This is a genomic window from Rhizobium sp. BK275 (assembly GCF_014193555.1).
Taxonomy (GTDB): domain Bacteria; phylum Pseudomonadota; class Alphaproteobacteria; order Rhizobiales; family Rhizobiaceae; genus Rhizobium.
Genome location: NZ_JACHZL010000003.1, coordinates 515,044 through 527,651, shown reverse-complemented (window position 1 = coordinate 527,651; position 12,608 = coordinate 515,044). Strand labels below are relative to the sequence as shown.

Here is a 12,608-nt window from a genome sequence, read left to right as displayed (position 1 = left end):
CATCATCGCCGGGCTTTTTTGGATCCAGAACAGGCTCAATCGTTGGCCGAAACCTTCACGCCGAGCATCTGCGGCACCGTGTTGGGTGCACCCATGGCAGCACCGACAATCATCGGGAAGGCGACTGGCTTGTCCGGCGTGGCCTTGACGGTCAAGCTCTTCGGATTGTCCAGGAAGGTGCTGACGGCAGCCGAAATCGCATTCTGCAGTTCCGGAATATTGAGCTGCGCCAGCATGATCGGCGTCATGGCCTTCAGCGAATCCGCCATCTGCTGGCCCGAGACGTTCTGCTTCGAACCGGCATAGTCGAGTGCGCGCTTGGTGATCGAGGCATCTTCGAAGCGGATCTGAGCGGAATCGAAGGTCAACTGCTGGGCAAGGCCGAGCATGGCGAGGCCGAGCGCCTGCTGTGCTTCTTCCTTGTTCGGATTGGCTTCCGACTGCTTGACCGCGTCCTGCATCGCCTTGATGAAGGCCATCGTGTAGCCGGAGATCTTGAGGCCAAAGTTCAGCTTGCCGACGTTGGTGATGTCGAGGGAAATTTCCGAAAGATCGACCGTGCCCGGCTCGAGATCCCAGGTACCCTTCATGGCGATGTCACCCTGGACGTGCTGAAGCGCCAGTTTCTCGATCGCTTCCTTGCTGTCCGGAGTATCCCCCGCCTGACTGAGATCGGCCTTGATGCTCTTGAAAGTGCCGTCGAAATCGAAGCCGGATTCGTCTTCGCGCAGCGTCGCGTTTGCTTCGCTCTCAAGCACCGAGAAGACCTCGACGCCATCCTTGACGATCGTCATCGCGCCGGTATGGCCGCTTTCGGCGATGAGCATGGAATCGATGGTGTCGCCGGGCTGAGCGGGAACGGAAATGCCGCCGAGGCTCATCTCCTGGACTTTGACGGTGACGCCATCCTTGGACGAGTTGATATCGGGAAAGGCCGCCTCTTCGATATAGTAGCTGCCGTCATCCTGTTCTTCCACGCCGGAAAGAGTGACCTCGCCGATCGAAAGCGGCTCGCTGCCGGCTGGCTTGACGCTGACATTCTTGAGCGTGACGGTCGTGCCCTCGATATCGACGCCATCCGCGGCGACAATCATCCCGCCCTGCTGGCTGTAGGCAGCATTGATCTTCTTCAGGAGATCCTGGCCGTCGAGCGCGAATGCTGAACCGGCGAACGAAAGAATGGCTGCGCTCGACAGCATCAGCCGCGTTGTGCGGTAAAAGGTCATGAGAAAGTCCCCTGGATGGCAAGTGCCGTTGAATATTACAAAGAAGCGACTGCGGAACGGTCCGCCTTTATATTTGCAGACCCCTAAATTTCTGTTGAGAGGATCGGCAAACGAAGTCCAAATTCAGGTGATACTTTTTTCCGTCTTTCGTGTCAGCACGAAGACGTCATCCACAGCCGGAATGCCCGGATTCCTTGCCCCACAGGCACTTCTGAGCTAGTCAGGATTCCATGGGACAAGAGATTTTACCGCCTTCTGGCGGAGACGGCGACAATATTCATCCGGTCGACCTGAAGGCGGCGCTCGAAGAGCGCTATCTTCGCTATGCGCTGTCGACCATCATGCACCGTGCGCTGCCTGACGTGCGCGATGGCCTGAAGCCGGTCCATCGCCGCATCGTCTATGCGATGAACGACATGGGCCTGCGGCCGAATGCGGCCTTCAGGAAATGCGCCAAGATCGTCGGCGAAGTGATGGGTAACTATCACCCGCATGGCGACCAGTCGATCTATGACGCGCTGGCACGCCTCGCACAGGATTTCTCGCAGCGCTACACGCTGGTGAACGGGCAGGGCAACTTCGGCAATATCGACGGCGACAGTCCTGCCGCCATGCGATACACCGAATCGAAGATGACCGCGGTCTCCGAACTGCTGCTCGAGGGCATCGATCAGGACGCCGTCGATTTCCGTGACACCTACGACGAATCCAATTCCGAGCCGGTCGTTCTCCCCGGCGCCTTCCCGAACCTTCTGGCGAACGGTTCCTCGGGTATTGCGGTCGGCATGGCGACATCAATTCCTTCGCACAACGTGCATGAGGTCTGCGACGCGGCACTGCATCTGATCAAGCATCCCGATGCCACGGTCGAGAAGCTCGTCGAATTCATCCCCGGCCCGGATTTCCCGACCGGCGGCATCATCATCGACAACAAGGAAAGCATCATCGAGAGCTACCGCACCGGCCGCGGCGGCTTTCGCGTGCGTGCGAAATGGGAAACGGAAGATCTCGGCCGCGGCGGCTACCAGATCATCGTCACCGAGATTCCCTTCCAGGTGCAAAAGTCGCGCCTGATCGAAAAGATCGCCGAGCTTTTGATTGCCCGCAAGCTGCCGCTGCTGGAAGACATCAGGGATGAATCGGCCGAGGACATCCGCATTGTCCTGGTGCCGAAGAGCCGCACCGTCGATCCGACCATCCTCATGGAATCCATGTTCAAGCTGACGGAGCTGGAAAGCCGTTTCCCGCTGAACATGAACGTGCTCTCGATGGGCGTGATCCCGCGCGTCATGGCGCTGAATGAAGTGCTGAAGGAGTGGCTGGAGCATCGCCGCGAGGTCCTGCAGCGCCGCTCGCGCTTCCGCCTTGCCGCGATCGACAGGCGCCTCGAAATCCTCGGTGGTTTGCTTGTCGCTTACCTCAACATCGATGAGGTGATCCGCATCATCCGCGAAGAGGATGAGCCGAAGCCCGTCATGATGGCGCGCTGGGATCTGACCGATGTTCAGGTCGAAGCGATCCTCAACATGCGGCTGCGCGCCCTGCGCAAGCTCGAAGAATTCGAGATCCGCAAGGAGCACGACGAACTCACCAAGGAAAAGGCTGATATCGAAGCGCTGCTCGCTTCCGATGAAAAGCAATGGCAGACGGTTTCCTGGGAAATCGGCGAGGTGAAGAAGAAATTCGCCAAGGCCACCGAGATCGGCCGTCGTCGCACGCAGTTTGCCGAAGCGCCTGAGGCCGACGAAGAAGCCATCCAGCATGCAATGATCGAGAAGGAGCCGATCACGGTCGTCGTTTCCGAAAAGGGCTGGATCCGCGCTCTGAAGGGCCACATTTCCGATACCTCGGCGCTGACCTTCAAGGAAGGCGACGGCCTGAGAGTGGCCTTCCCGGCGCAGACGACCGACAAGATCCTGATCGTCACCACAGGCGGCAAGGTCTTCACGCTCGGTGGTGACAAGCTGCCCGGTGGCCGTGGCCACGGTGAGCCTCTGCGCATCATGATCGACATGGACAACGATCAGGACGTGCTGACCGCCTTCGTCCACGACCCGGCGCGCAAGATGCTGCTCGTCTCGACTGCCGGCAATGGTTTCGTGGTGCCGGAAGCGGAAATGGTCGCCAATACCCGTAAGGGCAAGCAGATCATGAACGTCTCCATGCCCGACGAGACGAAGCTTCTCGTTCCCGTGAACGGCGATCACGTCGCCGTCGTCGGCGAAAATCGCAAGATGCTGGTCTTCCCGCTGAGCCAAGTGCCGGAGATGACACGCGGCAAGGGCGTGCGCCTGCAGCGCTACAAGGATGGCGGCATTTCCGACATTCGCTGCTTTGCGATCGCCGATGGCCTGAACTGGGAAGACAGCGCCGGCCGCACCTTTACGAAGAACAAGGACGAGCTTGCCGAATGGCTGGCCGACCGCGCTACCGCCGGCCGTACCGTACCGAAGGGCTTCCCGCGCAGCGGCAAATTCGCCGGCTGATCCCGGAATTTTGAGGCTCCGCCCTTGGCAGGCGGGGCAACTCCTCTATCTCAGTCCTGTCACCAAAAGAAGGGCCTAAAAAGAAGGGCAACGTCGTTCCGTGGGCGGGCGGGATGGCCGTGAACCGTGCGCTGAAAGCGTGCGAACAATGGAGGACCGTCGATGCCTGCCGCCAATACCATCAAACTGCATGTCGCCCACAGCTACAGGGCGCCGCCCGCTACGGTTTATGATGCCTGGCTCAATCCCGAAATCGCCCGCCGCTTTTTATTTGCAACCGACGACGGCCATGTCATCCGCGCCGATATCGATCCGCGCGTCGGCGGCCGCTTCATCATCGTCGACCGCCGCCCGACCGGCGATGCCTTTCATCACGGCGTGTTTCTGGAATTGAAACGCCCGAAGCGCATTGTCTTCTGCTTTTCGGTCGAGGAGCACGACCATAATTGCGATCGCGTCGAAATCGATATCGAACCGCTCGGCAGCGGCAGTCGCCTGACCCTCACGCATGAAATGTGTGCGGAATGGGCGGAATACGAGGAAAAGACCCGTCAGGGCTGGACGCATATCGTCGAAGGGCTGGATCGGGAACTGGAGCTTTCCGCAGGTTCGAAACGATCGAATCCCGAAGCCGGCCAGTCTGCAGGCGCTACGGCGTGAGCGGGATCGTGTGATCGCGCAGGAAGCGCGTCGCGCCGTCCTCGTCGATTTCGCCTGCTGCCACACCTATGACAAAAGTGTACAGATGGGCGTCGGTCGTCTCTATCGAATAGCCGTGCTGCAATAGAAAGACACCGCAACTGACAATGGCGATCCGTTTGTTTCCGTCAAGAAACGCGTGATTGCGCGCCAAACCGAAAAGATATGCGGCGGCAAGCTCAATGATGTCATCGCATCCGTAGTTTGCCTTGTTGATGGGGCGCCCCAAAGCGGATTCCAGCGAACCTTCATCGCGAAGGCCGGCGAGGCCGCCAAACCGTTCGATCTGCATCGCGTGCATCTGCTCGACCAGCCGTCTGCTTAGAAACTTGAATGTCATTATTCGGCAAGCTTCTTGAGCGCGACCTTATACTTCTCCATGAAGAGACGGGCTGCATTAAGCTCTTCGGAGATATCCTCATCAACAGGCTGCATGTAAAAGCGACCGTCCTCGGCCTGAAGCTCCAGAATATCTCCCGCCTTCAACCCAAAACGGTCCAGCACTTCCTTCGGAATAATCACGCCTTCCGAATTGCCGATCTTACGAATGGTGACGTTCATTGTCGCCTCCTGTTGCAACAAGGTTATAACAGAAAGATAGGCGACAACCAGCCGCCAATCAAGCGCGCCGTTGAAGACGATTCAGCTGGGATGAGTGATCGAGAGTCCTGAAGGCGGACGAGCGGGGATGTCCATGGAAAGCGCCAGTCCGCCGACTGCCGTCAGCAACAGGCCCTTCCGGTGATCGGAAAGGTGGCAGGAAGCATCAGTCCTGCGGGTCGTCCTGGAGGGAAGAGGGGTCGAAGCGTTCCCAGCCGCGCGGCGTCAGATGTTCCTGCGGCTGGAAGCGCGTCTTGTAATCCATCTTCCGCGATCCTTGAACCCAGTAGCCGAGATAGACATGCGGCAGGCCGAGCGCTTTCGTGCGGCGCACATGATCGAGGATCATGAAAGTGCCGAGCGAGCGCCGGTCGAGATCAGGATTGAAGTAGGAATAGACCATCGAAAGACCGTCGCTCATCGTGTCGGTGAGCGCGGCGGCAAGCAACTCGCCCTTCGGCCGCGTTTCCAGTCCCGAGCCTTCCTCGCGCCGGCGGTATTCGATGATCTTGGTGTTCACATGCGTGTCCTCCACCATGATCGCATAGTCGAGCACGGTCATGTCGGACATGCCGCCCTGCTGGTGTCGATAGTCGAGGTAACGGCGGAACAGGGAATATTGCTCGCTCGACGGTTGGGCCGCAAATTCCGTGGAAATGACATCGGAATTGGCCGCCAGCACCCGCTTCATCGATTTCGTGGGCTCGAACTCCTGCGCGAGGATGCGCACGGACACGCAGGCGCGACAGGCTTCACAGGCGGGGCGATAGGCGATGTTCTGCGAACGGCGGAAACCGCCCTGGGTCAGGATATCGTTCATCTCCGCCGCCCGGGGGCCGACGAGATGGGTGAAGACCTTGCGCTCCATCTCATGCGGCAGATACGGACACGTTGCCGGAGCCGTCAGATAAAACTGAGGGGATGGCGTGGTCTGCGTATTCATCTCTTGCGGAGATTTCCTTTCGGGGCGCTATCAATCCAGACAGCATGACGTAAGAATAGAAAACGTCAACTGCGCAGCATACAGTGCCGCGCAATCGAATATTCCATTTCTTGGATATGGCGCTCTTTTGTGGCCGTCAAAGGGCCGGCGGAGACTTTATTTCGTCCCCACCGGATGAGGCTCAGTGGGTGCGGACGGTCGCTGTTCCCACGAGGAAATCGTGCATCAGGCGCGAGCGCTCCGTGAACAGGCCGACCAGCAGAATGAGCGGCGTCAGGACCGAGTTCAGGATCCAGAAGAGCGCCAGATGAGCAATGGCCAGGATGAAGTCCATCGGCCGTCCATCAACGCGCACGATGGCGATACCCATCGCACGCATGCCAAGCGAAGCTTGCGACGGACCGCCGACAGTCATGCCAAAGTACAGGCCTGCAACGATGACGAACAGGGCCGGATAAAGAATGAAGCCGAGCCCCAGCGTGACGATTCCCAGGAAGAACACAATAATCGCCGCCGGAATGCAGAGCAGGGCCACGATGATATAGTCGAGGATGAATGCGAAGACGCGACGGCTGAGCACACCACTATAGGCGCGCCAGTCCTCCGGTGCGGCATAAAGCGGATTGGGGTTGTAGCTCATCCATATCTCCCTTCGAAAGACGATGCCGCTGATATGGTATCGTCAGGGGGAAATACAATAATTCGCCCGAAAATCACCTTTTTGCCAGGATTTTCGCCACTTCCGGCGCAAAATACGTGAGGATGCCGTCGCAGCCGGCGCGCTTGAAGGCCAGTAGCGTCTCCATCATGATCCGCTCGCCGTCGATCCAGCCGTTCATCGCCGCAGCCTTGATCTGCGAATATTCGCCCGAGACCTGATAGGCGAAGGTCGGCAGGCCGAAGGCTTCCTTTACGCGCCAGCAGATGTCGAGATAGGCGAGCCCCGGCTTGACCATCAGCATGTCGGCGCCTTCCTCGACATCGAGGGCGGCATCGCGGATCGCCTCTGTGCCGTTTGCCGGATTGATGTAATAGCTGTTCTTGTCGCCCTTCAGCAGACCCTTGGTGTTGATCGCCTCGCGATAGGGGCCGTAGAAGCCGGAAGAGAACTTCGTGGCATAGGACATGATGCCGACGCTCTGGTGTCCCGCGGCATCGAGCCCGCGGCGGATCGCGCCGATGCGTCCGTCCATCATTTCCGAGGGGGCGATGATATCGGCGCCGGCATCGGCCTGCAGGATTGCCGCCTTGACGACCTGGTCGACCGTTTCGTCATTGACGATCTCGCCGTCGCGCAGGATGCCGTCATGTCCATGGCTGGTGAATGGGTCGAGCGCCACATCGGTAATAATGCCGATATTGGGCACTGCCTTTTTGATGGCTGCCGTCGTCTGATTGATGAGGTTATTGGCGACGAGGCTGTTCGAGCCTGTCTCATCGCGCAATTCCATCTCGATATCGGGGAAGGTAGCGATGGCGGGGATGCCGAGATCGGCCGCTTCTTTTGCTGCCTCGACCGCCTTGTCGACGCTCATGCGGTTCACGCCGGGCATGGCAGCGATCGGATCGACGATGCCGGTTCCCGGAACGATGAAGATCGGCCAGATCAGATCGTCAACCGTCAGTCGGTTTTCCTGTACCAGCCGGCGCGTCCAGTCGGCCTTGCGGTTGCGCCGCATGCGACGGTGACCGGTGATTTCATCGACGAGATGCGTCTTGTCCTGCATGATATCTGTCCCTGGGCCATTCCATTTATCGGAGCGGTCATTATCATGCGCGCCGGGAAATCCAAACCGGACGATTGGCCGCGGCGGATGAAACCCGGAAAATTGAAGCAGCGATCCGAACGTGAGGTCTCGCCATGGAAACCGATTCTCCGACGATACCGAAACGCACGCTGACGGATATCCTCTTCATCTTCTTTCTGCGGCTCGTTGCCGTTTCCTGCTTTTGGTTCGGCCTGCAATATTGGGCGATGCTCGTCGGCTACTCGCTGGTCGGCGCCGGCCGCTTCGATCTCTTGAGCCTGCCGTGGAAGGTCGCAAGCACGTCCCTTGCCGTTCTGTTCCCGGTCGCCTCGCTCGGCCTCTGGCTCACCGTTTCATGGGGACCGGTCATCTGGGTGCTTGCCGCCGGCGGCCAGATCCTCATGTACGGCCTGCTTCCGCAGATCTTCGGACCCAACCGGCTGATCATCCTGCTCCACGTGATCGTCGCCGTCATCTATTGGATTTTCAGGCTTTCCCTGTGGCTGGAGCGGCGCCGGCAGCGTCGCCAGGTAAGTGTTGATTTACCCTGATACATCAAGGGCTTTTCGTAAGCCTCTGTTAAGCCTGCGGTTTAAGTCGAATTTTATATGTATTCGATAGGGTCTCACTCAAGGCGGGAAGAAAACGACACCGCCAAACAAAACAGTGAGGCAGTCAAATGAACACGAAGATCAAGCCGCAGGCGGCATCGACTTTCCATGCACACGAACAGGGCATCCGTGATCTTTACATGGAATCCCTTCATCTTGTTGAACGCCTTCATCGTCGTCTTCTCGACGTCATCAAGGACGAGTTCGACCGTCAGGGCCGCAGCGATGTCAACGCCATCCAGGCGCTGCTCCTCTTCAACATCGGCAATTCCGAGCTGACCGCCGGCGAGCTGCGCTCCCGCGGCTACTATCTCGGCTCGAACGTTTCCTACAACGTCAAGAAGCTGGTCGACCTCGGCTTCATCAACCACCAGCGCTCCCGCATCGACCGCCGCTCGGTCCGTATCAGCCTGACCGAAACCGGCCAGGACATCGCCGAAACGGTTGCCCGGCTCTACGAACGCCACATCGCCTCGATCGACAAGGTCGGCGGCATCGGCACGGATGAGTTTACGCAGATGAACAAGCTCCTGCAGCGGTTGGATCGTTTCTGGAACGATCAGATTTTGTATCGTTTGTAATAACTTGGCTCCGTGTCACTGCTTGCATATTAGGGCACGCTAACGCTTACGGCAGTGCACGAAATGGCATTGAATTGCACCAGGTGGCACAGGGTTACGTGCCACTTCCGTGCCACCGGAAAGCCGATCTCCAACGGCGATCAAGGGCGCTTCACGGCTTTCCCTCCGTGGGCGCCTTTGCCGTGTATGACGGATAGCAATCTTCAGTTGATAACTTCGCGTGCGTGAATCAGGTCTGGCGCGAATCACGTACATTCCGGATGTCTAATGGAGAACCGGAATGAGCGCTGGGAAAATTAGAATTGGTGATGATCTGGAAGTTGAGGTCGTTGATCCTAACAACATCCAGCCCGTCTACGCTGATTTAGTGACAGAGTTGCGCGTCAATGACGGCGTGCTCTACATCTCGCTTGCGAACGTCATTGTAGACGGCGAGAGCCATGCACTCTCACGTAAAGCGCAGGTGTGCGCACGTCTCAGGATCGCTGGTCGTACGGCGGAGTTTATCAAATCCGTACTTAGTCAGCCCGAGCCAGAGCAGGCGCCTACTGGCCAGAAGCTGAATTAGGTTTCACAGCCATTCACGAGACTAGCGGGCACCCTGATTTCTGCTCATCCTGCGCCCGCAAGGCGCGGGTGGGCGGGGCCTAAGGCCGGGTGCGGTTAATCTGATAGTCGATACCAGTAGTTGTTCAACAATTCATTGGCAGCCACTGGCGAAAGCTCCATGCCGGTTACAAGCCATCCACTATCGGCGTCAGTCAAGGTGGCCCTTATACGGTGATCGGCTTCGGCCTTATTCGGGTTAGACATTTGAAGGACTGTCCCGAGTACGTCCTTGCGCGGCCCATCTCGGCCGGTTCTCATGAGGTCCATGTTCATCTTCCCGAATGAGAACCCGAGGAATATGACCCTTTCCGCTTCGCTCAAGTAATCCCGCATGGCTGACAGCATGTCATCGTCGTCCACGCGCTCGCTAAAAGTGCGGATTTGCGATGAGATCTGGCGAATATTGTATTCAGTCGGTGGCTCCCCGAACCTAACTCCAGACCCGCTCGTGGTCTGCCATGGGAGAAGGCCGACTTGGCCATAGGGATGAAAAATCGGGAGCTTTCTGCAGATTTCGGCGGCCTCCCCGTACGGAATCCTCATATACTTGATAAGCCACGTCAGCAGGTAATGCTCGATACAGCGGTCATAGTTGAAAGTGATAATGGCGACATTCTCGAAGACGGTTTCCAGATCTCCAAGGCGAACGTTTTCCGTAAGCATTTTGCAAAACGTATTGTGCCAGGAGTCCGGAATGTTAGCGAAGTCCATGTTGTAGGCTGCATCGTATTCGTGCACGTGCTGTTAGCCTCTGCATCCAAGATGCACGCCGTAATCCCGAATTTTCCCATAATCACGACATCCGCATCATGCGAATGGGTGTTGAGATAGTTGTCGATTGAGATCGCCAAGGGCATAGCGCCCCGAATTGCTTGCGCCGCGCCGACCAGTCGATTTACAGCGCCACCGAATGAACTCGTTTCCTTCGCTGCAGACGCCATGGCTCGGACGATGGCAGGGTTTCCTTCGAACGACCCTGACGCTCGTACATCAAGCTTTTCAGCAATTCGGGTTTTGAGCGTGCTACCGACTGGCAAGCCAACCTCGAAACTTCCGCCTGCGCCGACCACAAAAACCGTCTTTTTCGCAAACATGCGCCGCCTCGAAACAGTGACGAAGTTGTACCACCGGCCGTGTCAAGCGAGGAGATCGCCGCAGCGAAACCCACAAAGAAAAGGCCCCGGTGCGTATAAACGAACCGGGGTGGTCGACCGCCAACTTGGGGAGGAGGGCAAGCGGCGGAAAGCCGGGCCGACCTTTCGCGCGGCCCGGCACCTCAAGTATGCCGAACATGTCCCGCTCACCTCTGCGTGGCATCTTTGCAACGCACACCAGCCAAGCGCAAAACCCGGTATTCAAGCCGTTTTTTAGTCGTTATTAACCGCCACGGTTTACCCGTCATATGGTTCGTTGCATGCGGTCGCCGGCAACCGGCAGTCTGTCTTGCTGTCCGGAAACACGAATTGGCCATATTGATGTGACAGCGGAATATTCGACAGCCGGCGTCCTCGATGGACCATTGGCACCATCCAGGTTGCTCGCAATCTTGTGATGGGACTGGCGGAATTTCCAGGTGCGCCGGAAGAACGAACGGATAGGGATCTGCGTTAAGGCGCAGGATATCGCAAAGGGCCGCGGCTTCCTCCGCCGTGGCATTGAGTGGTTGGGACGAATGTCTAAAAAGAACGGAATTGAAGCTCTCTCGCGCCGCGCCTTCCTGGCGTCGGCGGCAACGGTTGGTGCCGGCGCGCTTGCCGCACCCGCATTCGCGCAATCGGCGCTCGATGGGCTGCTGAATGCCCCGAGACGCGGCAACTGGGACGACCAGTTCGACGCCAAGGCTGCCTCGCGCACGGCGACGGCCGTCCTTTCCAATACCCCGATCCTCAGCCCCCAGTCGGTGCCGAGCACGCAGCAGGCGATCATGCAGTACCAGCAGATCGCGTCCGCCGGCGGTTGGCCCGAGGTCAATCCGGGCGATCAGCGCCTGCAGCTCGGTGTCAGTTCCCCCGCCGTCCAGGCGCTGCGCCAGCGTCTGGCGATCACCGGCGATCTGCCGCGTGAGGCCGGCCTTTCCAATGCCTTCGATTCCTATGTCGACGGCGCCGTCAAGCGTTTCCAGGCCCGTCACGGCCTGCCGGCCGATGGCGTGATCGGCGAATTCACGCTGAAGGCGATGAACATTCCGGCCGATGTCCGCCTGCAGCAATTGAACACCAACCTCATCCGCCTGCAGACCTTTCCGGAAGACATGGGCCGCCGCCATCTGATGGTCAACATCCCGGCGGCTTACGTGGAAGCGGTTGAAGACGGCAGCGTCGCGACGCGCCATACCGCTGTTGTCGGCCGTCTGAGCCGCCCGACGCATATCGTCAATTCGAAGGTCTACGAAGTCATCCTCAACCCGTACTGGACGGCACCGCGTTCGATCGTCGAGAAGGACATCATGCCGCTGATGCGCAAGGATCCGACCTATCTCGAAAAGAACGCCATCCGCCTGATCGACGGCAAGGGCAATGAAGTCGCACCTGAGACCGTCGACTGGAACGGCGAGGCGCCGAACCTGATGTTCCGTCAGGACCCCGGCAAGATCAACGCCATGGCGTCCACGAAGATCAATTTCTACAACAAGAACGGCGAGTACATGCACGACACGCCGCAGCAGGGCCTGTTCAACAAGCTCATGCGCTTCGAATCCTCGGGCTGCGTGCGCGTCCAGAACGTCCGCGACCTCACGACCTGGCTGCTGCGCGAAACGCCCGGCTGGAACCGCCAGCAGATGGAGCAGGTGATCGCAAGCGGCATCAATACGCCGATCAAGCTCGCGACCGAAGTTCCCGTTTATTTCGTGTACATCTCGGCCTGGGGCATGCCCGACGGCGTCGTCCAGTTCCGCGACGACATTTACGAGATGGACGGCAATGCCGAACTGGCGCTCGACACCACTTCAGGCATGGAACAGCCGGTTCAGTAATCCGAACATCAAACGATCCTCAGAAGCCGCGCCATTTGCGCGGCTTTTTCGTTCCAGCGGGGCCGTAGCCAGCGCAAACTGCTCACCCCGCGCGCTTAGCCCAGCAAATGTCGTTCTTCGTATTGCCCTCG

General features: G+C 58.6%; 13 protein-coding genes. 6 read left to right on the top strand and 7 right to left on the bottom strand.

Going from position 1 to position 12,608, the window contains the following annotated elements; all coding sequences use genetic code 11:
• Positions 1 to 35 precede the first annotated feature (35 nt).
• A complete protein-coding gene (locus FHT82_RS12525) occupies positions 36 to 1,226 on the bottom strand; it encodes a hypothetical protein (RefSeq protein ID WP_183730511.1) in 1,191 nt (396 codons plus the stop codon).
• Positions 1,227 to 1,456: 230 nt separating this feature from the next.
• Between FHT82_RS12525 and parC the strand changes: the two genes are divergently transcribed.
• Both parC and FHT82_RS12515 read left to right on the top strand, forming a co-directional pair.
• Positions 1,457 to 3,712 (top strand): DNA topoisomerase IV subunit A, encoded by a 2,256-nt coding sequence (gene parC / locus FHT82_RS12520; protein WP_183730508.1) that lies wholly within the window; start codon positions 1,457 to 1,459, stop codon positions 3,710 to 3,712.
• 162 nt (positions 3,713 to 3,874) lie between these two features.
• Positions 3,875 to 4,372 (top strand): SRPBCC domain-containing protein, encoded by a 498-nt coding sequence (locus tag FHT82_RS12515; RefSeq protein ID WP_183730506.1) that lies wholly within the window; start codon positions 3,875 to 3,877, stop codon positions 4,370 to 4,372.
• Here the strand turns inward: FHT82_RS12515 and FHT82_RS12510 are convergent.
• The 5 genes from FHT82_RS12510 to hemB form a co-directional block, all read right to left on the bottom strand.
• Entirely contained in the window at positions 4,362 to 4,751 is a 390-nt protein-coding gene (locus FHT82_RS12510) for a type II toxin-antitoxin system death-on-curing family toxin (RefSeq protein ID WP_183730504.1), read from the bottom strand. The genes FHT82_RS12515 and FHT82_RS12510 overlap by 11 nt on opposite strands.
• Positions 4,751 to 4,972 (bottom strand): AbrB/MazE/SpoVT family DNA-binding domain-containing protein, encoded by a 222-nt coding sequence (locus tag FHT82_RS12505; protein WP_132651098.1) that lies wholly within the window; start codon positions 4,970 to 4,972, stop codon positions 4,751 to 4,753. The genes FHT82_RS12510 and FHT82_RS12505 overlap by 1 nt, the downstream gene beginning before the upstream one ends.
• A gap of 205 nt (positions 4,973 to 5,177) precedes the next feature.
• Positions 5,178 to 5,954 (bottom strand): arginyltransferase, encoded by a 777-nt coding sequence (locus tag FHT82_RS12500; RefSeq protein WP_183730502.1) that lies wholly within the window; start codon positions 5,952 to 5,954, stop codon positions 5,178 to 5,180.
• 181 nt (positions 5,955 to 6,135) lie between these two features.
• Positions 6,136 to 6,594 (bottom strand): RDD family protein, encoded by a 459-nt coding sequence (locus FHT82_RS12495; protein WP_183730500.1) that lies wholly within the window; start codon positions 6,592 to 6,594, stop codon positions 6,136 to 6,138.
• Between the two features lie 73 nt (positions 6,595 to 6,667).
• On the bottom strand, positions 6,668 to 7,681 hold the full coding sequence (gene hemB / locus FHT82_RS12490; protein WP_183730498.1) for a porphobilinogen synthase: 1,014 nt from the start codon (positions 7,679 to 7,681) through the stop codon (positions 6,668 to 6,670).
• Between the two features lie 134 nt (positions 7,682 to 7,815).
• Between hemB and FHT82_RS12485 the strand changes: the two genes are divergently transcribed.
• The 3 genes from FHT82_RS12485 (at position 7,816) to FHT82_RS12475 (ending at position 9,462) form a co-directional block, all read left to right on the top strand.
• A complete protein-coding gene (locus tag FHT82_RS12485) occupies positions 7,816 to 8,253 on the top strand; it encodes a DUF6163 family protein (protein ID WP_007819997.1) in 438 nt (145 codons plus the stop codon).
• A gap of 128 nt (positions 8,254 to 8,381) precedes the next feature.
• Complete coding sequence (locus FHT82_RS12480) at positions 8,382 to 8,894, top strand: MarR family winged helix-turn-helix transcriptional regulator (protein ID WP_112544669.1); 513 nt, start codon at positions 8,382 to 8,384, stop codon at positions 8,892 to 8,894.
• Between the two features lie 280 nt (positions 8,895 to 9,174).
• Entirely contained in the window at positions 9,175 to 9,462 is a 288-nt protein-coding gene (locus tag FHT82_RS12475) for a hypothetical protein (protein WP_183730497.1), read from the top strand.
• A 95-nt stretch (positions 9,463 to 9,557) separates the two neighbouring features.
• Here the strand turns inward: FHT82_RS12475 and FHT82_RS12470 are convergent, their stop codons facing one another.
• Positions 9,558 to 10,241, bottom strand: coding sequence for a hypothetical protein (locus tag FHT82_RS12470; protein ID WP_183730495.1), 684 nt, complete (start codon positions 10,239 to 10,241; stop codon positions 9,558 to 9,560).
• Between the two features lie 934 nt (positions 10,242 to 11,175).
• Here FHT82_RS12470 and FHT82_RS12465 point away from each other — a divergent pair.
• Positions 11,176 to 12,477 carry a L,D-transpeptidase family protein gene (locus FHT82_RS12465; protein ID WP_183730493.1) on the top strand — a complete coding sequence of 434 codons (1,302 nt, stop codon included), beginning with the start codon at positions 11,176 to 11,178 and terminating at the stop codon, positions 12,475 to 12,477.
• Positions 12,478 to 12,608: the final 131 nt, after the last annotated feature.